Here is a 19,886-nt window from a genome sequence, read left to right as displayed (position 1 = left end):
GGAATACCTATGAGAGAAGCACATCGTTTATACGTGAAGCATGCAGTAGGCAGCAGGATGCTGCTGGACACGAAGGAACTCAACGGGTTTCTGCATCTGTCCGAAGTTCCGGGAGGCTGGCGCTTTGAAATAAGCGGAGTCGTTCTGGACGCGGCACGTGAAATCGCGGATTTCAAGGAGGAGCTTAACCTCTTTTACCTGGAGGAAGGTGAAGGGGAAGAGCGCCAAAAATGGTGGTATTACGGGCAAAAAACGCCGGAGATCGACTACGAGGCCAACGGCCGGGTCCTCCATATTACCGTGGATACGCGAAAGGCTTACAGCAACCGGCACGTCTGAGGACGTCCGGTTTTTTGTTGCGGATTTTTTTGGATTGGCAAAAGAAGGCCGATTGCATTTTTACTTTCCGGGACTTATAATAAGAACAAACGTTCCTGTTTTTGTTCGGAAAATGCGATAACTCAGAAGGAGGCTGGCCGTTTATGTCAACGTTGGAGCGATACCTGGGAAGGAGAGTAGAGATTATCTATATGGACCGGAAAGGAGCGATCAGCCAACGCGACATTCGGCTGTTGGCCGTAACCGGGGACAAGGTCAAAGCTTATTGTTACGCGCAGCAGGCTCTCCGCTTTTTTCGTAGCGCCGATATTCTGGCTTGGGTTCCGCAGTCCGGGGAAGAAACTTCAGGCAGACCGGAATTTTATCCCCGCAGAAAAAAAACGCCGGGAAATCCTTTACTTTATGGTTGACATCGCCAAAGAGACGGTTTAACATTTAAATCAAAGTGAACATGATTTCACTTTTTTCTTTAATTAATTAGTTTTTCCGCTGGAATAATTAATTCTCAGGAGGACTTACTCATGAAAGTATCTGTAGGCGGATTTTCTTTTAACCAGGCTTTTCTGAACGGAACGATGGATGTATTCGGCTACCTGGAAACGGTCCGGTACCGTTACGGGCTTACCACTGTCGATTTATGGAACGGACAATTTGCGGATCGCTCCCATCCGCTGCTTAAGCTGCCGGACCGGGAGTATTTAAAGAAGATCCGACAGGCGATGGATGAGAAAGAAATGACGCTCGTGAACATTGCCATTGACGGAGCTCATCTCTGGGACCCCGATGCGGACAAAAGGGAAGCGCATCACAAAAATGCGCTGGAATACCTGGACGCCTCCATTTTACTGGGCGCGAAAACGGTCCGGATCGATACGGGCGGCCGCGGACAATCCACTTTCTCGGACGAGGAACTGGATTATGTGGCGGGCCGCTACCGCGAATATTGTCAAATCGCGCAGGAAAACGGATTTACGATAGGTCCCGAGAATCATATGGGCCCGTCTCTCGTGCCGGGTGAAATGAAACGCCTTGCCGAAGCCGTGAATCATCCTTCCTACGGATTCCTGCTTCATATGCATCGCTGGGATCAAGACCGGGAGCAGGGGGACGCTATCGTGGCCCCATGGACCGTACACACGCATTTCGACCCTCAGACGGCCGAAGCGGACGATGCGGTTGAAACTATCCGCATGCTCAAAAAGAGCGGTTACGACGGTTACTGGGGCGTTGAGCATCACGCTCAGAAACAGCCTTATCTGGAAGTCGAATGGCTGCTAACCACAGTCAAGCATCTGCTGCTCTTGAGCGAAGACGACAACAACGGGGAGGAACAGGCATAACATGAACCCAATTCGGATCGGCATTATCGGAGTCGGACAAATCGGCAAAATTCACCTCGATCAATACAAATTAATTCCGGACGCGGAAATCGTGGCGGTCTGTGACGTGAACGAGGCGGAAGCGCGCCGTGTAGCGGACCTGTACGGAATTCCGGAGGTTTACACGGACTATAACGAGCTGTTAAAGCGCGACGACCTGGATGCGGTGGATGTTTGCCTGCACAACAACTTCCACGCCCCTATTTCGATTGCCGCAATGAAGGCAGGCAAGCACGTATACTGCGAGAAACCGATTGCGGGCACCTACGCGGACGGCAAAGCGATGGTAGACGCTTCCCGCGAATTCGGAAGGCTGCTGCACATCCAGCTCGGCACGCTCTACCGCAAGGAGACCAAAGCGGCCAAAGCGCTGATCGAAGGCGGGGAGCTGGGCCGCGTGTTTCACGCGCGCTCTACGGGCTACCGCAGACGGAACCGTCCTTTTGTGGACGGCTACGGCACCCCGGCTTTTACGCGCAAGGAGACGGCCGCGGGCGGCGCGCTTTTCGATATGGGCGTCTATCATATCTCGCAGATGCTGTATCTGCTCGATTTGCCTAAAGTCGAGCGGATTTCCGGGAAGCTCTACCAGGAGACGGACATGGACCCCGGTCGCCGGGAATCCAGCGGCTTCGACGTGGAAGAGCTGGCGATCGGGTTGGTGCGCTTCGAGAAAGGCATCACGATGGATATCATCGAATCGTGGGCCGTGCATATGAATCCGTTCGAAGGAAGCTCCGTTCTTGGGTCCAAAGGCGGATTGCGCTTGCCGATTAACGGACCGGACGGCAACAAGCTGACGCATTACTCGACAAGATGCGACATGGATATGGACACGACGATCGATCTGGAGGCGGCCGATTTGCGCTGGCACCGCCTGCGCGCCGACGAAGAAGCCTACGACTCTTCCCAGCATCACTGGATCGCAGCTCTTCAGGGGAGAGTGAAGCTTCTGCCGACGGCGGAGATCGCTTTACAGACCATGCTGATCAGCGAAGGCATGTACCTCTCCGACGCCCAAGGCCGCGAGGTTTCCGCGGAGGAAGTGGAGAACGGGCTTAAAGCTTAAGCGAAGAACCCGTCAACCGGGCAGCAGCTCTTCCGGCTGAGCATACTAAGAAGCGGCAGCGGGAAACCCGGCGGATGCCGCTATCCCGTACAGCCTAAGCCGAAGCAGGGAGGTGCGGTATACGGCGGCAGAAAAGGAACCGCGTTTCCTGCCTGCCGCCGTTCCTTCCCCAAGGCGGGAGCATACCTGTTTACCTGCAACCGAATCGCAAAGGAGTTTGCTCATCATGACAACCGGAGCCGCCGAACGGCGCTCATTTACGATGTTTAAGCTGTATATTCTTTTTTTGTACGGCGCTTTTTCGCTCCTGTTCACCTATGTGCCGCTTCTGTTTCTGGAACACGGTTTGACCCGGTTTCAGATCGGCATGCTGATGGCGGGGGGCCCTTTCGTCTCCATTCTGGCCAACCCGTTCTGGGGCTATTGGAGCGACCGGATGCAAAATGTGCGGCGTACGCTCATTATTTTGGTCATTTGCAACCTCATCGTGGTTCAGCCTGTTTTTCACCTGCATTCGTTCTCCTGGCTTTACCTGGTCCTGCTTCTGTACTTTTTCTTTCAAAGCCCGACCTTCTCCCAGAGCAATAGTCTCATTCTAAGCACAATTGAAAATACTCCTTACAAGTTCGGCACGTTCCGCCTCTGGGGCTCGCTCGGCTGGGCCGTTGCCGCCGTTGCGGCGGGACCCGTGCTGACTGCGGTTGGCATAGAACAGCTTTGGTGGCTGTACAGCGGTATTCTGATGATTTCGCTTTTGTTCGTTTTCAGCATTCCACAGCCGAAACCCGCCGCTGCGGGCGATGCGCTGCCGGGAGGCGGATTCAAGCAGCTTCTGGGCAACCGTCCTTTTGTGATGCTGCTTTTGCTCGGAGTTCTGATTTCGGTCCCGAATTCCATTAATTCGACCTTCGTGTCCATCTACCTGACGGATATGGGCGGATCGGCGACCTGGATCGGCTGGGCCGCTTTTCTTTCTTCCGTTTTCGAGGCGCCGGTATTTCTCCTGCTGGACCGCTATCTGAAACGGGATTCCAGAACGATGTTTATTTGCCTCGCCTTGGTCAGTCTGCTTTTCAGTATCCGCTGGCTGCTCATGATGCTGGTGGACAGCCCCATGCAGTTGATTTTTATTCAGCTTTTGCACTGCATTACGTATGGAGGCTACTATTATATCGGAACGAACCTGACAGGTCATTTGATTCCGGCCCGGATGCGGGCGTCCGGCCAAGCGGCGTTTGCGCTTACCTGGGGCGGAGTGTCCGGAATTTTCGCGGGATTCGCGGGAGGCTGGATGTACGACACGCTCGGAGCCGGTAAAATGTACGGTATCGGAGCGGGGGTATCCTTGATCGGAATGATTGGGTTTCTGCTGATCTGGCGCGGAATGCGGCAGTCGTCGGCCGATCGGGGAACGGATGCGGCTGCAGGCGTTTGACAGATCCGCAAGCGTTTTGACAGGAGTGGGCCTGACCGGCATTCTTGAAGAGTAACGGCAGGGTTCCGGCATTGCGGGAAATCGGATGCCCGTGGCACAATGATAGTGGATGAAATAAGGCTTGCAGGGAGTAGAGGATTATGAATCAGATTGGAAATCAACAAATGCTGCGGGAGATCAACAAGTCTCTGCTGCTGAACAATATTTATGAGCAGGGTCCGATCTCGAGAGTGGATTTGGCCCGGAAAACAAGACTAAGCCCGACGACGGTTTCCGTCCTGATGGAAGAAGCGATCCGCGAAGGACTGGTGCGCGAAACAGGCACGGCCGGCTCGGGTGTCGGCAGGCGCATGACGCTTCTCGACATCAACGCGGCCGGCGGCTGCGTGCTTGGCGTAGACCTGTCCAACGCCCCGGCCCGCTGCGTTCTGCTGGACCTGCGGGGCAATTTGCTCGCATCGCAGCCTCTGCAGCCGGCGCAGCCTCTCTTTGGGCCGGAAGCGATGTGCAGCGAGCTTCCCCAGCTCATCCGCGCCTTCCTGGAGGAGCAGGATACGCCGCTTGCCACCATCCGGTGGATGGGCGTATCGATTCCGGGGCGGATTGACGAGAAACGCGAGAACGTCGTAAATTCGACCGTATTGGGCCTGGAGAACTTCCCGCTGAGAACGAAGCTTTACGAGGAGTTCAACATTCCGATGCATCTGGTGAACGATCTGGATGCCGCGGGTTTCGCCGAACGTTTTAACGGAACGGCCAAGGGTCTCCAGACGATCGTCTACATCCTCATCGATTACGGTATCGGCGCGGGTCTTGTGCTCAACAACCAGATCTATCGCGGCCGCCATGATCGCGCGGGACGTATCCGCGAGTTCAGCCGGTTCAGCACGGCGAATCTGTCCAAGCGTCTGCTTGAGACGTACCCGGACGCTTTCGGCGATGTGAGAGACGAAGAGCCGCGCGTCGTCCGCCGCTTTGTGGACTTGGGCATACAGGGAGCGGAGCCCTTCGCGGGAGAGCTGGAGGAGATCATCGAGACGATCGCCTCCTACTGCGGGCACGTCCTGCAGCTGCTCAGCCCCGAGCAGCTCATTCTGGGCGGCTGGATAGGCGAGAGCGAGCCGTTCTTCACGCGGCTTGCGGAACGCATCCAAAGCCGCGAGCAGGCGATTGTGCCGACGCCTGTCCATTCGCCCCGGTGGAAGGAGTACGGCGCCTCCATCGGCGCCGCTACGATCGGCCTCCACCGGATGTTCAAGTCGCGGACCATGAGCTGACCGCGAATCGCATCACAAAAAACCTCGTGCAGAACGGATGATCATTCTGCGCGAGGTTTTTTGTGATGATTGAGGACGGAAGGCTTACGCTTCCGTCACGAGGGAAAGCTCGCGTCCGAGCACCCAGGCGCGTTCGAGATCCAGCGACGGGCTGACGAGCAGGAAGTCCGCTTGTTTGCCGCGTGCGATGGAGCCCATGCGGTCCGCGACGCCCATCTGGCGGGCAGGGTTGCCGCTGGCGTATTCGCTGGCCTGCTGCACGCTGACGCCGATTTTGTTGACCATGAATTTGAACGCGTCGATCATGGTCAGCGTGCTGCCGGCCAGGCTGCCGCCTTCTTTCAGGCGGCAGATGCCGTCCTTCATGATCACATCGAGTCCGCCCAGCTTGTAATCGCCGTCTTCCAGGCCGGCGGCGGAAATCGCATCGGTGATCATGATGAGGTTATGCTGCTTCTTCGTCTGCGTCAGCAGCTGGACGCCGGCCGGATGCACATGCACGCCGTCGGCGATAATTTCCGCATGAATCCGCGGATCGGTCAGCACGGCGCCCGCCGTGCCGGGATTCCGGTGATGCAGGGGAGTCATGGCGTTGAACGTATGAACGGCATGGCTCAAGCCGTGTTCAACCGCGCGTTCGATCGTCTCGTAGTCGGCATCCGTATGGCCTGCGGCAGCAACGATTCCGTGACCGCTGAGCCACTGGATGACGTCCATCGCTCCTTCCCGTTCGGGCGCGAGCGTCATCATTTTGACCAGGCCGGGGAAGCGGGCATGCCAATCTTCAAGCCACTCGGATGTCGGCAGGGAGATGAATTCCGGGTTCTGGGCGCCGCTCCATTTCGGAGAAATGAACGGACCTTCCAGATGGACCCCGATCAACTGGGCATACGGCATTCCGCTGCGGATATAAGCGTCTGTGGCGGTAATAACCGCATCCAGTGCTTCGCGGGAGGCCGTGACGGATGTGGCGAGCATCGCCGTCGTGCCTTTGCTGCTGTGGAAACGGGTGATCGTTTCCAGGGACTCGGCGGAAGCGTCCATAAAGTCGGCTCCGAAGCCGCCGTGAACATGCACGTCGATAAAGCCCGGCAGCAGCCAGCTTCCCTGCGCGTCTACGGCGCCCGTTAAATCAAGCTCCGCAAGTTCATGCCCCTTGTAGATGCGTTCGATGCGGCCGTCAACGGCAAGCAGCGCGCCGTTGTCGATGACCGTATTTTCCGTCACGATCCGGGCGTTAACGATTAATATACGCTCCTGCGCGGAAGGGGATGTACTCATACAAAATTCCTCCCTGCTTCGGCATCGAGCAGAACGATCAGATGCGGGTGAGTTTGCAGCAGGCTTGCCGGACACTGGGTTGTAATCGGGCCGGTAAGGGCGCGGTGGACGATATCCGCTTTGTCGGCGCCGCGGACAATGAGAAGAATCGTTCTGGCTTTAAGAATCGTTCCTACCCCCATCGTGAGAGCGTGTGTCGGAACGTCATGGATGGAAGGGAAGAAGCGTGCGTTGGCTTCGCGTGTTTTATGATCGAGTTCGACCAGGTGAGTGGCGCCATGAAGCTCGTCCGCCGGCTCATTGAAGCCGATGTGGCCGTTGTGGCCGAGACCGAGAATTTGCAGGTCCACTTGTTTGATCTCATCCAGCTCGCCATTATAGCGCGCGCATTCTTCCTGAAGGTCGGAGGCATTGCCGTTCGGAATGCGGGTGCGCTCCGGCTGCACATCGATATGGCGGAACAGATGCTCGTTCATGTACGTACGGTAGCTTTCGGCATGGCCGTCGGGAAGTCCCACATACTCGTCCAGATTGTACGTGCGCACGTTTTTAAAGCTCACGCGTCCCTTGTTGTAAGCTTTTACGATTTCTTCGTAAATGCCGATCGGCGTGCTTCCCGTAGCGAGACCGAGAACCGCATCGGGCTTCGTCTGGACAAGAGCGGTAATAATTCCCGCGCCCGCCTCGTTTAATTCCTGCTGATTTTCAAACTTGTGAATAATCATGGTTTACTCTCTCCCTTTGCTCCGGTATTTGCGGACCATGTGGTAGGTCCGTTCCAAACGGGTGACATGTTCGTCGAACCGGTCGCTGACCAGGCTCGTAAACAAAATGTCTATCACATGAAGCTGTGCGATCCGGGACGCCATATCTCCGCGGCGCATGCCTTCCTCCAGCGTGGAGGCGAACAGCTTGATGTCCGAAAGATCCGCCAGGGGGTTGGAGCCGTATTTGGTCAGGCTGATCGTCGTGGCACCCCGCTCCTTGGCGCAAAGCAGCGCCTGAATCGTTTCAGGCGTGTCGCCGGAGTAGGAAACCGCGAAGGCAACGTCACCCGGCTGCAGGTTGGAAGCGGACGTGATCTGCATGTGAGGATCCGACCATGCGGTCGCGTACCTCCCGATCCTCACCAGCTTCTGGTGGAAGTCGAGCGCTACGACGCCCGAAGTGGCGACGCCGTAAAGGTCGATCTGCCTCGCGCTCTGGAGCGCGTCGACCGCCGACTGGACCTGCCTCAGATCCAGAAGACGGGTCGTATCCGCAATAGAGCGCATATGGTTGGCTTCCATAGCCGACACGATTTTCTCCAGCGGATTCCCGGCGACGATATCCTGGTAAGACTGGCCGGCAGGCTGAGTGGCGAGCTCCGCGCCGAGCTGGAACTTGAAATCGGTGTAACCCTGGAAATGAAACGTCTTGCAAAAGCGGGAAATCGTAGCGGGACTCGTCTTCGACTGTTCCGCCAATTCCGTTATTCCCATGCGCACCACTTGACTGGAATGCTCGAGAATATAAATGGCGAGAACCTGTTCCTGGCGGTTCAGCCCGTGCTTCCGTTCTTCAATGGCCCGAAGAATGCTGGACATAGAAATCCGCACCTTTTTTGAAAAAAATTTTAGTGAAATAGTAGTTTGATAAGAAAAACATTTTCATATTCATTCTAAAATATTTTACTCACAACATCAATAGGAAGTCCTAGTGAAAAGCGGACGGGACACGGTAAAATTTTCCGCGGGCCAAGTTGACAAGCCGGGCACGGTTTGCCATTCTTAAAAGAAAACCTTTAGGATGTGGAGTCCAGCTATGAATCAGTCCCCTGCACCGCAAGCGATGCTATTTGATTTGGATGGAACGCTCTTCAAAACGGAAACGCTTCTTCTGCCGGCTTATCATGCGGCTTTCGACGCGCTTCGCCGCGAAGGAGTTTACGAAGGGCCGACGCCGCCTGACGAACGTATTCTCGGCGGGCTCGGCATGCTTCTCGAAGAAATCTGGGAGCGGGTTCTGCCCGATGTCCCGGCCGCGGTCCGCAGCCGCGCGGACGAGCTCCTGCTCGCCGAACAGATGGATCGGCTCCTTCGGGGAGAAGGCATGCTCTACGATGGTGTCGAGGAAACGCTGCAGGCGCTTCATGCTCGCGGGATCCGGCTTTTCGTCGCGAGCAACGGTCTGGAGGATTATGTCCGGGAAGTAATCCGGATGAAGGGGCTGGCGCCCCTCTTTACCGGGCTGTACAGCGCGGGCGAATACGCGACGAAGTCCAAAGTGGATCTTGTCAAACTGCTCCTGGAGCAGCACGGCTTACAAAGCGCCTGGATGGTAGGGGACCGCTCTTCCGATGTGGAAGCGGGTCACCGCAACGGGCTTAAGGTGATCGGCTGCGATTATGCGGGTTTCCGTTCCGAGCGTGAGCTCGACGAAGCCGACGTCCGGATTACGGCATTTCCGGAGCTGCTCGGCCTTCTTCCCCAAGAGGAAAACTGAGGAGACAAGCCGTATTTAAATCAGCTGAATAAAGTAAATCCCCGGCCGGACAAGCTTGTCCACCTTCCGGGGATTTTTGTTTCTAGGCGGAAGTTATTCGGTATATATAGGGTAGACCATTCCGCGTTCCCCTATTTATTTTTTACGTAAAATTGACCGGACGCAGCATGGCCGTTGACGTTTCTCGGTTATGCTGGTACGACGGGAAGAGCGGTAGCTGCTGAACGGAATTTCTTATCAATCCTTAAGGAATGAAACCTTTTTAATGCGGCCTGCGTTATAGGGACAGGAATATTACGGTAAAGTTGGAGGAGGAAGAAGAGCGTGGGTGCATCCCGGTTATGGAAAAAAATGATGATTGTCTTCGTCCTGGCTTTGGCGCTCGGCCTGAGGCTGTTCTACGTACTGGGAGAACAATACGAGCCTGTGGAATACGATCAAAAGAACTATACGACGATGGCGGTACAAATGCTTGAAAAAGGGATTTACGGCTACAACGAGGCCAAATCCAACACGTTAGTGACTCCCGGCTTTCCCGTATTTCTGGCAGCGATTCTGGCTGTATTCGGTTACACGGATATAGAACGGACGTTTATGGTGGTACGGGTTTTACAGGTTTTTATCTCGCTCGGGGCCATCTGGTATATCTACAAGATCGGGCTGAGGCTTTTCAACCGGACGACCGGTCTGATTGCGGCGTTTTTCGCTTCCGTATACGGAACCTTCATTGTCGTGAATTCGTTGATCCTGACGGAGGTCATATTCCTGACGTCGTTTATGGCGCTCATTTATTATCAGGTTAAAATCGTACAGGAAAACCGCACCAGGGATCATCTCATTGCCGGCCTTCTGCTTGCCTTGGCCGTTCTGATCCGACCGAACACGCTGGTAGTCGCGCCGGTTCCTTATATTTTCCTGTGGTTTCAGCACAAAAAGCCTTATTTTAAAGAAATCGGTTTCGGGGTCCTCGCTTTTGCGCTGGGGATGCTTCCTTGGTGGATACGCAATGCGATCACCTTTCACGAAATTATTTTCATTTCCAAAGGAGGAGCGGGGAATCCGCTGCTGGGCGGAACCGATCCTTACTACCGGGGAACGCTGGACTGGAGCAAAATCGACTTCAACAACCAGCAGGGAGAGGCGATTAAACGCATCAAAGAAGGGCTGCAGACCGATCCGGCCCTCTGGATCCGCTGGTTTACGGTGGGCAAAATGAAAGAGATGTTTCTGAACAAGCTGTACATAGGAGATTATGGCTCCTCGGTGCCTGCCTGGTATGCTCCCTGGATTCCAAGGTTCCACAAGTTTCTGGTGTATGCGGGAATGGCAGGCTCCCTGATCGCCTTCTTTATCCACAAAAGCTACCGGTACCTGATCACCGTATTTCTTATCCTGCTGGGGACGCAGCTTATGTTTATCCCGGAAGCGCGTTATACGATCGGCATGATGCCGTTTCTTATGCTGATTATTTCCGCGCTGCTGGTTCAGGCGGTCTCCTATGCGGCAGGTCTCATCCACGGGCGTAACAAGACGGGAAGCGTGGCCCGGAAGGATGTCCGTTCGGAAACGGACGGAAGTAAGGCTGTCTGAAGCGGTACTGCGGCAAGGACTCTAAGCTGTCAAGCGAAAAGCCCAGGACGGCGAACTGCGGAGGGCGATGCCGGGATTGCGGTCCCGTACCTTATGCCGGAAAAAGAAAATAAAAAAAGCACTCGCATGGAGTGCTTTTCATTACCTTGGGAGGGCGGCAGCTCTCCGCCCCCATGTTGATCGGTTCCTGCCGGGGGACGATCAGGCCTGGTCCGGTTCGTCTTCCTTGGCGGCGGCGATGGCCCCGGCTGCGGATGCGGGTTCCAGCTCCGCGGTCAGGGGCGCGTGCTTCGCTGCAGGCTTGGGGCTTTTCGACGTCAGGCCTTTGATAAGCTCTTCGACGTCGATTCCGGAGACGCTTTTGAGCATCTCGGGCGCGGTAGCCATCAGCGAGGTGACGTAGTTGCTGATGCGCGCGGCCCCTTCGCCGTGGCCCGTATCGACAACGGTCAGCTTGTCGATGCCTTTGATCGGTTCGGCGACCTTGCCGGCCAGTTCCGGAAGCATCTTGACGATGATGTCCAGCACGGCCGCTTCGCCGAACTTCTCGAACGCCTCGGCGAGCCGTTGCTTCGCTTCGGCCTCGGCCAGACCGCGCAGCCGGATGACGTCGGCTTCGGCCGTACCGCGGGCCCGCTCGGCATCGGCAAGGGCCATACCGTCAAGCCGCTTCTGCTCGGCCATCGCCTTGGCCTCCGCTTCGATGCGGAACTGGAGCGCTTCCGCTTCGAGCATTTTGCGCGACTTCTCGGCTTCGGCCGCCTGCACGACCGAATACCGGTCCGCGTCGGCTTTCTTCTTCACCTCGGCGTCGTACTGCTTCTCGCGGCGCAAAATCTCTTTGGTTTCGAGGTCGATTTCGCGCTCTTTCCGCACGAGCTCCACGCGCATCTGCTCCTCGACTACGCTTTGCTTGGAGCGCGCTTCCTGGATGTGGTAAGCCTGATCGGCTTCGGCCTTGGCCATGTCCTGGTCTTTCTTGAAGGCGGCGACCTTCAGCTCCTTTTCCTTGCTGGCCTCGGCGATGTTCGTATCCCGCAGAAGCTCGGCCTTCTGCCCTTCTTCTTCCGCTTTCGCTTTCTGGATACGGGCGTCCCGCACGGCTTCCGCTTCGGCGATATCGGCATCGCGCTTTACGGCCGCGATTCTCGGCTTGCCGAGCGCGTCTAGGTAGCCGTGCTTGTCGCGGACGTCTTTGATCGTGAAGGAGACGATCTGCAGGCCCATTTTTTTGAGGTCCCGCGCCGCAACGCCCTGTACTTCCTGGGCAAACCGGTCCCGGTTGCGGTATACTTCCTCGACCGTCATGGAGCCGAGGATAGCCCGCAGGTGGCCTTCGAGAACCTCCTGGGCTTCGCTTTTCAGCGCTTCGGTCGGTTTGCCGAGAAACTGCTCGGCCGCGGTCGCCACATCTTCGACGGAACCGCCGATTTTAATGATGGCGACGGCGTCCGTCATAACCGGCACTCCCTGCTCGGTGTACACTTCCGGCGTCATGACGTCCAGCTTGTGGGAGAGCAGGGAAAGAAACTGGGCCTGCTGGAAGATCGGCAGAATAAACGCCCCGCCCCCGCGCACGATTTTCATTTTACGGCCGGAATCGTCGATGCTGACGTTTTTGCTCCCCAGAAAGGATCCTGTGACGATCATGGCCTCATCGGGGCTGACCGTTTTGTAGCGGGCCCAGAAGGCAATACCGAGAATAAGGATGACGCCGACTACGATACCAGGGATGAGCAGTACATCTGTGTTCATCATGGGCAAAACTCCTTTGCTTGGTTAGTTAAGGGGATCGGAATCCAGCGGGGAGACGAGCAGCACGCTGTTCTTAACCTCCACGACGACGACACGGAGGTGGCTCGGGATACTCCGTCCGTCGAAGCTTTCCGCGATCTGATTGGTCACTCCGCCCCCGGTCCGCACCATGACCTCGCCGTAGCCCGAGGCGGGCACGGGCACGGTGACTTCACCGATTTTGCCGACGAGCTCCTGCAGCGAGAAGGCGACCGAATTTTCGCTGTTCTCCATCGGTTTGACGTAGACGAGGTATACGAGGACGGATAAAACGGCGGCTATCAGCAGAGAAAGCCCTCCGCTCTGCCAGGAAGCGAGTTCCGTGTACCTGGAGAGCAGAATGCCGGCCCCTCCGAAGGTTGTAATTCCCCCGACGAGAACCGCCGGCTGCAGGAATGGCAGGTGGTGTCCGGAGGCGGAGTCGAGCATACCCGAGAGATGGCCGAGAACTTCGCCGAAAATGAGGGTAGCCAAGGCAAATAGAATGCCGGCTATAAAAAGGCCCCAATACCAGGATTCCATGTCGTCCCTCCCTTATCAAATACTGGATATTGGTTATGGGATTTTATACGGGCGAGGCGGAGAAGGGTTTCGGTCCGGAATTAACGGGGTTAATGATTCAGGGGTTGTCCTTTCCAGCAGGAGGGATATCCTATATACTGAATAAAGCTGATTTTGAAATACAGTGGGCTCAAGGCCTTACAAAGAATAAAGAAAGTTGCTGCCAAAAGCCTGCACAACTTGACTAACGCAGCTGGACAAGGTGATTGAAAAGCAATGAAGGAGGTAGCAATAGGTTATGTCCAGACAAAGCGATGTACTCATTATTATTCCGGCTTATAATGAAGAAGACGCCATCGAACAGACCGTCGATCATTTGCGGAAACACGTTGAGTACGATTATCTGATCGTGGATGACGGCTCCAAAGACCGCACGGCGGCGATTATCCGGGAGCGGGGCTACAACGGTGTGCGTCTGCCCGTCAATCTCGGCATCGGCGGAGCCATGCAGACCGGGTACCGCTATGCCGCGAGACACGGCTATAAATATGCGATCCAGCTTGATGCGGACGGGCAGCACGACGCCCGGGACATAGACAAACTGGTGCGGGAGATCCGCGATTCCGGCGCCGATATGGTGATCGGTTCCCGTTTTGTCGAGAAGAGTTCTTACAAAAGCAGCCTGCCCAGACGGATCGGCATCTACTATTTCTACATGCTGATCCGCATTCTTACAGGGAACCGGATCTTCGACCCGACGTCGGGATACCGGATCGTCAACAGCAAGATCATTGGGGAATTCGCCGCTTATTATCCGGTTGATTACCCGGAAGTGGAAATTCTCGTCTCTATGGCCCGCAGCAAATACCGGATCAAAGAAATCAGCGTGGAAATGAAAAAACGGCAGGGCGGCGTCTCGTCCATTAATCCGGTTCGTTCCGTGTATTACATGCTGAAGGTGACCATGTTTTCGATCATCCGGAGAAGCTTCTAGGGAGGGCAATTATTTTGATTCAAGCTATTACGATCGGAGTTACGGTCATTTTCTTGTTTCAGATTCTTTTCTACACCAGCAAGCATAAATTAAGAGACCGCCATGCGTTCACCTGGATTATGATCGCCCTGGCGGGACTTGTCACGGGCATTTGTATCCCGCTGCTCAACCGTTTCGCTCTCTGGATCGGCGTGTCGTACATGCCGTCGCTGATCTTCCTGATCGTGATCGTGGTCACCCTGAGCCTGCTCGTCCATCAGACGATCCTGCTGTCCAAGCAGCAGGAGCAGATAAAGACGCTCGCTCAAGAGCACGCGTATCTGGAGAACGAAGTGATGCTGCTTAAGGAACAAATCCGAAGCCAAGACAGTTACACAGGAGCGGGGAGACGGGAAACGACATGAATCCGTTACATATCGGACTGATATTACTGAATACGCTTATGCTGGTAAGCGGCCAATTTTTGTGGAAATTCGGACTTTCGCGTAAAGCGGATTCTTTCGAAAGCCTGCAAAGTATCCTTCATCTAATGTTTTCCCCGTTTATTCTGGGGGGGCTTTTCATTTACGGGCTTGCAACGGTTTTATGGTTGTTTATCCTGAATAAAGTGGACATCAGCATCGCCTACCCGATGCAGAGCATCGCTTATCTGATTACTGTCATCGGTGCGTATTATATATTCAACGAACAAATGTCGGTACTTAAAATCGCCGGTTGCGTAGTGATTCTGATCGGTGTGGGAATGATCGGTTTATCGGCGCGTTATTCGTAACGCGCTTTTGATTTTTTTTACGGAAAGCGGGGAATGCATCATGCCGCACAGGCTTCGATCTATACCGGTCCGGGGCTGGCTGTGGATTGTCGTGCTGCTCACGACACTGCTGAAGCTGGCGGTGGTGTTTACACACGGTTCCTCCTACAACTTGGGATCGGACGACCAGTCTTATCTGGAAACGGCGCGAATCTGGCTGGAAAAAGGAATGTTGACCTACAATGACCCGTCGAAGCCGACGGTGTTTATTACGCCCGCTCTGCCGGCTTTTATCGCCCTGTTTATGAGCGGACTAGGAACGGGGTACGTGCTGGAGCAGACGATCCGGGTCGTTCAGGTCGTCATGATTTCTTTCTCGATGATTCTTTTGTTCAATATCGGAATTCGGCTGTTTAACGAGAAAACCGCGCTTATCGCCGTCGTTTTGACGGCCATTTATCCGCCGATGTGGAATATTTCGTTTTATATTTTGACGGAGGCCTTGTTTGTGCTCGCTCTGATGCTTCTGGTGCATGGCGCGTTGAAAGCGATGGACAAGCCGACCGCGGGAAATGCCGTCTGGTTCGGGCTCGTGTGGGCGTTTGCCGTTTACGTAAGGCCGACGATCGCGCTTTGGCCGGGATTTTTTCTGCTGCTGCTCATTTACTGGCGGACGATCCCGTGGAAAAAACTCGCGGCTTGCCTGGCGGTCTCCGCTCTGATATTTGTCCTATGCCTCATGCCGTGGTGGGTCCGCAACTACGAAGTGTCCGGAGGGCAGTTTATTCCGCTGACGAAATCGAGCGGCAATCCGCTGCTCCTCGGCACGTTTCCTTACTGGCCTCCGCCTGTGGCCGAACAGCGGACGTGGCACGCATCAAGCGATCTGTGGGTCAATGACGCGTTCGACACGCAGTGGGCCAAGGAACGGATCCGGACGGGCTTTGCGGAGCAGCCGCTGTACTACCTCCAGTGGTATACGATCGGGAAGTTTGCGACCTTCTGGGGGGACGTGTACTATTGGAACGCTGTAAATTGGGTTAGTCTCCTTCTGCCCGTAGGGATTCACTATACGATTCTCGGGTTCGGCATCAGGGGGATCTGGCTGGCGAGAGAGAAGCGGCTGGCTTATCTTCTGACCGTGCTGTTCGCCTACATGTCTCTGCTTCATATGATTTATTTGGCGCATTCGCGGTATTCGGCTCCGCTGATGCCGTTTATGGCTCTTTTTGCCGGTTATGCGATTCTTCAGGCATGGGAACGCAGAGGCAGAACAGGCGCGGCAGCCGGCCGCAAACATCAAAAACCATCCCTTTCGTAAACTGAGGGATGGTTTTTTTATGGGTTCATTTGGTCTTGTTTTTGTTTGCCAGATGCACGCTGTAACCGATAATGCGCGCCAGCGACTTTTTGCGGATGTGGGGTTCGTCGAATTTCATCGGTTTGGAATTGGCTTCGAAAAACCAGATGCGCCCGTCGAGATCGACGCCCAGATCCATCGACATCTCCCCGAGCTTCTGCTTGGAAATCTGTTCCACGCTGCTTGCCATAAGCAGTGCTGCGCTGCGCGTCCGCTGGAGAATCCGCTTGGCCTTGAGCGGCCCGAATGATTTCTCCAGCAGCCGCGCCGGATCGTCGATGGAGCCTCCCCGAGGCACATGTGTCGTAATGCTCCGCCTGCCGGCGACTCTGGCTCCGATTCCGGTTACGCTCCACGTGCCTTTCGACGTTTTCTGAAGAAGCGCTCGCAGATCGAAAGGACGTTTGTTAAAGCTGGAAAGGCGGATTCCCTGCTGAATGATGTAGCTTTCGTCCTTTTTGATCTCGGCAATCCGGTTCCAGACATCGGATAAGTTCGTGAACAGCTCGTAATGCGAGTTCACCGTTTCCTGCATGGTCAGCTTGTAAGTCTGCGCTCCGCTTTTCTTCGTGATCCGTTCCAGGCGCATGATCCCCTTGCCGGCTTTCCCTTCAACCGGTTTGAGGTAGATGAAAGGGAACCGTTTAAGCATCGACTCCAGGACGGCCTGGCTGCCCAACTGCTTCGTAACCGGCACGTATTTGCGGATTTCGGGAGATTGATCGAGCCATTCGAAGAGCGTCCATTTGTCGAAAAAAAACGGATTGAACAAGTGAACTTGCTTGCTGCGGATGCAGGCCTGGATCGTCCGCTGAACGTCACTTTGAATTTCGAGCCGGCGTGTCGGGATCCGGTTGTAAATGACGTCGGGAAGAGGCATCAGCTGTTTGTTCCATTTTTTTGCGGTCAACTGATAGCAGTAGGCCTGAACATGCTTGCCGCTCAATTTCAGATCGGATGTAGTGACTACATAAACGAGAGCACCCTGTTCGTAGCCGGCTTTAATTAAATCAATGAAATTTTCGCGATTTCCCGAGAATCGGCGTTTTGGATCGGGTGTTGTTAAAATTCCGATGCATAGAGGCTGCTGCTTTTTATGGGCGCTAACGTCCACTAACCATCCCTCCTCGCACGAAAGCGGCTTAAATAGACGCAGTGCTCATAGATATAGTTAAGGGAGGCTTTATCCTGGGCTTTCAACCCCGGGTGTTTGAAGATGGAACGTCCCGGTTTCGCATTGGCTTCGAACATCCACGTTTTCTCGTTCTGGTCGATGCCGAGGTCGAATCCGAGCTCGCCCAGACGGTGATTGTAATTTTTTTCGATCGCTTCCGCAAGCTCGATAGACGTCTCTTTCATCCGGGATAAAACAGCGTCGCTTCTGCTGCCGTACACCTGTTTCAGCGCCTGCTCCGCCGTCATCAGCTGGCCGCCGTTGCGCAGGTGGGTCGTGACGCTTCCCTTGCCGGCTTTTTTAGCGCCGATGGCGGCGACGACCCACTGATTGCTTCCGTTCTTGGTCAGATGGAAGCGGAAATCAATGGGGCAACCGTCGATCTCGATCAGCCGGATTCCCTGCTGGGTCACATAGCTGGTCAGCTTTCCGCGGTTGATGCCGAGCATTTTGACGAGCCCTTCGAATTTGTTGAAGCGCAGCAGTACATTTTTGCCGTTGCGGCGGTAACGTACGAAATATCCGCGGTCCGTCGAATACGTAATGCGGTAAATGCCGATGCCGAGGCTTCCGGCCGTTGGCTTCAGGTAGATAAATTTGTGGCGCGTGAGAAGGTCCTTCAACTGCTCCGCCGAAGGGTCCAGGACCGATTCCGGCACGTATTTGAAGGCCGGATCGTTTTCAAGAAGCCGGTACACATCCCATTTATCGAAGAAAGCCCAGTTGAATAAAGGGATATTCCGTTTGACGAAGCGGTGCTTGAAGTCTTCCATGGAGACCAATTTCTCCGCTTTGCGGCTGGGGAGCCGGTTGTAAACCACATCCGGAAGCGGAACGGTTTTACGGACCCAGCCTCCCTGCGGTTGAAGCATATAGCCGTTTACGGTGCCCTGCTGCCAGTTGACATCCTTAGGCGAAAAGGCGATGTGGAACGATTTGCGTTCTCCCGGCTGCATCAGCGAGCGGATAAACGGAGTTCTCGTTCCGAAAGGACCGGACGTGGTGCTGGCCACACTCGTCAGAATTCCGATTACGGGACCGAGCCGGATATCTTTGCCGCTTCCGCTCGCTGCCAGGCACGGACCGATCCGCGGAAGTTTCACGGAAGTAATGGCGGACTGGGGCAGATAAAGGTGGAGTCCGCTTTTTTTGATATACCGGGCCGGGAGTGTAATGGATTTGGAGCCGACCTGGAGCTGCAGTGTCTTGCTTTTTGACAAGCGCAGCGCCTTGGCCAGTTCACCGGATACCAAAATACTTTTTTCCTGTTTGGAATTTACGTGAACCGTGCACGTCGTCAAACTCATTGGGTTACCCTCCTAAACTTGTTGCCCCTGCCGGTTCCCGCTGCGTTCTCAGCAAGTAGGCGGCGTACCGGACCGGATTAGAGGCGGCTGAGCGGGCGGTTTTCCCGCCGTCAATGCTCTGGAAGGCTGCTCTGCCGGGCTTGGAATTAACCTCCAGAATGTGGATGCGTCCATCCCGGCAAACGCCGAAATCGATGCCCAGCTCGGCCAGACGCCCATGCGACGATTCCAGAATAAGCGCAATTCGATGGGATAAAACGGACATTGTCTTCATCAGCCTGCCGGACCCCCCGCCGGGAAATTGTTCCCTCAGAAAAGCTTCGGCCTCGCAGGCGGTGCCGCCGCCGTGGAGATTGGACGTCACGCTCCCGGGACCGCCCGAGCGCACAACCATCCCGGTCAGCTTCCAAAGGCCGTGTCCGTCTTTTTGCATAAGAGAACGGATATCGTAAGCCGTACCGTCCGGTGTAGTCAGCGGCAGGTACTGCTGGAGCAAATAGCGGCGTTTGCCTATGAAACCGCGGACCCAGCGCCGCATCTCCAGCGCCGTGCCGAAATCCCGCTGCACCGGACGGTTCGCCCGGTCGCGGCCGCGTACGCTCCAGGAAAAGCCCGGGCCGGGACTGCGGTAAATATGCAGGGCGCCTTTGCCTTGCATGCCTGCTTCGGGCTTCAGAAAAGCGGCCCCGTGCAGCTCAAGCCACGGCTCAAGCTGGCGCAGCGCAGTCAGACGCAGGGTAAGCGGCAAATGCGGGGCGAGAGACGGGTCGGCCGCCAGCAGGCGCTGGACGTCCCATTTGCCCCGGAGGCCTCCGCCCAGAAACCGGATCCCGGGCAGCCGGTGAAGCCGGTTCAGCTGCCGGCGGTAAAGCCGCTGCTCTGCGTAATTGGAGCAAAAGCAGCGGTCATAAAGGACGGCGGGAAGAGGGAAGGTGCCTTCTCTCCAGGTGGAATCCGAGGGACTGTACAGGAAGCCGTCCACCGTCTCGTACTCGAAAGAGATTCCGTCCGGGCTGAACACGATGACCTCGATTCCTTCGGACGCCCCGTTCTGGCCCAGCTTCCGGAAAAAAGGTTCGGAATCTCCGGCGGGCGCCGCTTTACCCGGAGAGGCCAGAACGCCCAGACACCGATTTACTGCATGATCCACA

Annotated in this window: 20 protein-coding genes; 12 read left to right on the top strand and 8 right to left on the bottom strand. The window is 55.6% G+C overall.

Annotated elements, in window-relative coordinates; all coding sequences use genetic code 11:
• Nucleotides 1-9 precede the first annotated feature (9 nt).
• The 6 genes from ACI48J_RS20440 to ACI48J_RS20415 all read left to right on the top strand — a co-directional run bounded on the left by ACI48J_RS20440 (nt 10) and on the right by ACI48J_RS20415 (nt 5,499).
• Nucleotides 10-339, top strand: coding sequence for a hypothetical protein (locus tag ACI48J_RS20440; RefSeq protein ID WP_326052309.1), 330 nt, complete (start codon nt 10-12; stop codon nt 337-339).
• Nucleotides 340-482: 143 nt separating this feature from the next.
• On the top strand, nt 483-749 hold the full coding sequence (locus ACI48J_RS20435) for a hypothetical protein (RefSeq protein WP_405080021.1): 267 nt from the start codon (nt 483-485) through the stop codon (nt 747-749).
• A 111-nt stretch (nt 750-860) separates the two neighbouring features.
• The gene (locus tag ACI48J_RS20430; protein WP_405080020.1) at nt 861-1,679 is read left to right on the top strand and encodes a sugar phosphate isomerase/epimerase family protein; all 819 of its coding nucleotides are present in this window, start codon (nt 861-863) and stop codon (nt 1,677-1,679) included.
• A 1-nt stretch (nt 1,680) separates the two neighbouring features.
• Nucleotides 1,681-2,787 carry a Gfo/Idh/MocA family protein gene (locus ACI48J_RS20425; RefSeq protein ID WP_405080019.1) on the top strand — a complete coding sequence of 369 codons (1,107 nt, stop codon included), beginning with the start codon at nt 1,681-1,683 and terminating at the stop codon, nt 2,785-2,787.
• A 226-nt stretch (nt 2,788-3,013) separates the two neighbouring features.
• Nucleotides 3,014-4,222: an MFS transporter gene (locus ACI48J_RS20420; protein ID WP_405080018.1), complete on the top strand. Its 1,209-nt coding sequence runs from the start codon at nt 3,014-3,016 to the stop codon at nt 4,220-4,222.
• Between the two features lie 140 nt (nt 4,223-4,362).
• Nucleotides 4,363-5,499: an ROK family transcriptional regulator gene (locus ACI48J_RS20415; protein WP_405080016.1), complete on the top strand. Its 1,137-nt coding sequence runs from the start codon at nt 4,363-4,365 to the stop codon at nt 5,497-5,499.
• Nucleotides 5,500-5,583: 84 nt separating this feature from the next.
• Here the strand turns inward: ACI48J_RS20415 and nagA are convergent, their stop codons facing one another.
• The 3 genes from nagA to ACI48J_RS20400 are packed head-to-tail and all read right to left on the bottom strand — an operon-like array spanning nt 5,584 to nt 8,366.
• On the bottom strand, nt 5,584-6,780 hold the full coding sequence (gene nagA, locus ACI48J_RS20410; protein ID WP_405080015.1) for an N-acetylglucosamine-6-phosphate deacetylase: 1,197 nt from the start codon (nt 6,778-6,780) through the stop codon (nt 5,584-5,586).
• Nucleotides 6,777-7,505: a glucosamine-6-phosphate deaminase gene (nagB, locus tag ACI48J_RS20405; RefSeq protein WP_405080013.1), complete on the bottom strand. Its 729-nt coding sequence runs from the start codon at nt 7,503-7,505 to the stop codon at nt 6,777-6,779. The genes nagA and nagB overlap by 4 nt, the downstream gene beginning before the upstream one ends.
• A 3-nt stretch (nt 7,506-7,508) precedes the next feature.
• A complete protein-coding gene (locus tag ACI48J_RS20400; RefSeq protein ID WP_405080011.1) occupies nt 7,509-8,366 on the bottom strand; it encodes a MurR/RpiR family transcriptional regulator in 858 nt (285 codons plus the stop codon).
• A gap of 217 nt (nt 8,367-8,583) precedes the next feature.
• On the opposite strand from ACI48J_RS20400, the gene ACI48J_RS20395 reads away from it, so the two are divergent.
• Nucleotides 8,584-9,264 carry an HAD-IA family hydrolase gene (locus tag ACI48J_RS20395; RefSeq protein ID WP_326052317.1) on the top strand — a complete coding sequence of 227 codons (681 nt, stop codon included), beginning with the start codon at nt 8,584-8,586 and terminating at the stop codon, nt 9,262-9,264.
• A 324-nt stretch (nt 9,265-9,588) separates the two neighbouring features.
• Nucleotides 9,589-10,854: an ArnT family glycosyltransferase gene (locus tag ACI48J_RS20390; protein WP_405080010.1), complete on the top strand. Its 1,266-nt coding sequence runs from the start codon at nt 9,589-9,591 to the stop codon at nt 10,852-10,854.
• 201 nt (nt 10,855-11,055) lie between these two features.
• Here the strand turns inward: ACI48J_RS20390 and ACI48J_RS20385 are convergent, their stop codons facing one another.
• Together ACI48J_RS20385 and ACI48J_RS20380 are read right to left on the bottom strand one after the other, a co-directional pair.
• A complete protein-coding gene (locus tag ACI48J_RS20385; protein ID WP_405083260.1) occupies nt 11,056-12,609 on the bottom strand; it encodes a flotillin family protein in 1,554 nt (517 codons plus the stop codon).
• Between the two features lie 24 nt (nt 12,610-12,633).
• Nucleotides 12,634-13,170, bottom strand: coding sequence for an NfeD family protein (locus ACI48J_RS20380; protein ID WP_326052320.1), 537 nt, complete (start codon nt 13,168-13,170; stop codon nt 12,634-12,636).
• A 277-nt stretch (nt 13,171-13,447) separates the two neighbouring features.
• Here ACI48J_RS20380 and ACI48J_RS20375 point away from each other — a divergent pair, with 277 nt between their 5' ends.
• Genes ACI48J_RS20375 through ACI48J_RS20360 form a run of 4 tightly spaced genes read left to right on the top strand, consistent with a single transcriptional unit; the run spans nt 13,448 to nt 16,215 of the window.
• Nucleotides 13,448-14,143 carry a glycosyltransferase family 2 protein gene (locus tag ACI48J_RS20375; RefSeq protein ID WP_405080009.1) on the top strand — a complete coding sequence of 232 codons (696 nt, stop codon included), beginning with the start codon at nt 13,448-13,450 and terminating at the stop codon, nt 14,141-14,143.
• Between the two features lie 14 nt (nt 14,144-14,157).
• Nucleotides 14,158-14,547, top strand: a complete 390-nt coding sequence (locus ACI48J_RS20370; protein WP_326052321.1) for a DUF2304 domain-containing protein — start codon at nt 14,158-14,160, stop codon at nt 14,545-14,547.
• Nucleotides 14,544-14,915 carry an EamA family transporter gene (locus ACI48J_RS20365; protein WP_326052322.1) on the top strand — a complete coding sequence of 124 codons (372 nt, stop codon included), beginning with the start codon at nt 14,544-14,546 and terminating at the stop codon, nt 14,913-14,915. Before ACI48J_RS20370 ends, ACI48J_RS20365 begins: the two co-directional genes overlap by 4 nt.
• 40 nt (nt 14,916-14,955) lie before the next feature.
• Nucleotides 14,956-16,215 carry an ArnT family glycosyltransferase gene (locus ACI48J_RS20360; protein WP_405080007.1) on the top strand — a complete coding sequence of 420 codons (1,260 nt, stop codon included), beginning with the start codon at nt 14,956-14,958 and terminating at the stop codon, nt 16,213-16,215.
• Nucleotides 16,216-16,240: 25 nt separating this feature from the next.
• Here ACI48J_RS20360 and ACI48J_RS20355 read toward each other — a convergent pair whose 3' ends face one another.
• From ACI48J_RS20355 to ACI48J_RS20345, 3 genes are read right to left on the bottom strand one after another with little or no spacing between them, the layout of a single operon-like run.
• The gene (locus tag ACI48J_RS20355) at nt 16,241-17,368 is read right to left on the bottom strand and encodes a YheC/YheD family protein (RefSeq protein ID WP_326052324.1); all 1,128 of its coding nucleotides are present in this window, start codon (nt 17,366-17,368) and stop codon (nt 16,241-16,243) included.
• Nucleotides 17,368-18,735 carry a YheC/YheD family protein gene (locus ACI48J_RS20350; protein ID WP_326052325.1) on the bottom strand — a complete coding sequence of 456 codons (1,368 nt, stop codon included), beginning with the start codon at nt 18,733-18,735 and terminating at the stop codon, nt 17,368-17,370. The genes ACI48J_RS20355 and ACI48J_RS20350 overlap by 1 nt, the downstream gene beginning before the upstream one ends.
• Nucleotides 18,736-18,739: 4 nt before the next feature.
• Nucleotides 18,740-19,885: a YheC/YheD family protein gene (locus ACI48J_RS20345; protein WP_405080006.1), complete on the bottom strand. Its 1,146-nt coding sequence runs from the start codon at nt 19,883-19,885 to the stop codon at nt 18,740-18,742.
• Nucleotide 19,886: the final 1 nt, after the last annotated feature.

This window comes from Paenibacillus chitinolyticus (assembly GCF_045038035.1).
Lineage (GTDB): Bacteria > Bacillota > Bacilli > Paenibacillales > NBRC-103111 > Paenibacillus_F > Paenibacillus_F chitinolyticus_A.
Note: the sequence above shows the minus strand (reverse complement) of the source record. Positions and strands in the feature narration are given on the sequence as shown.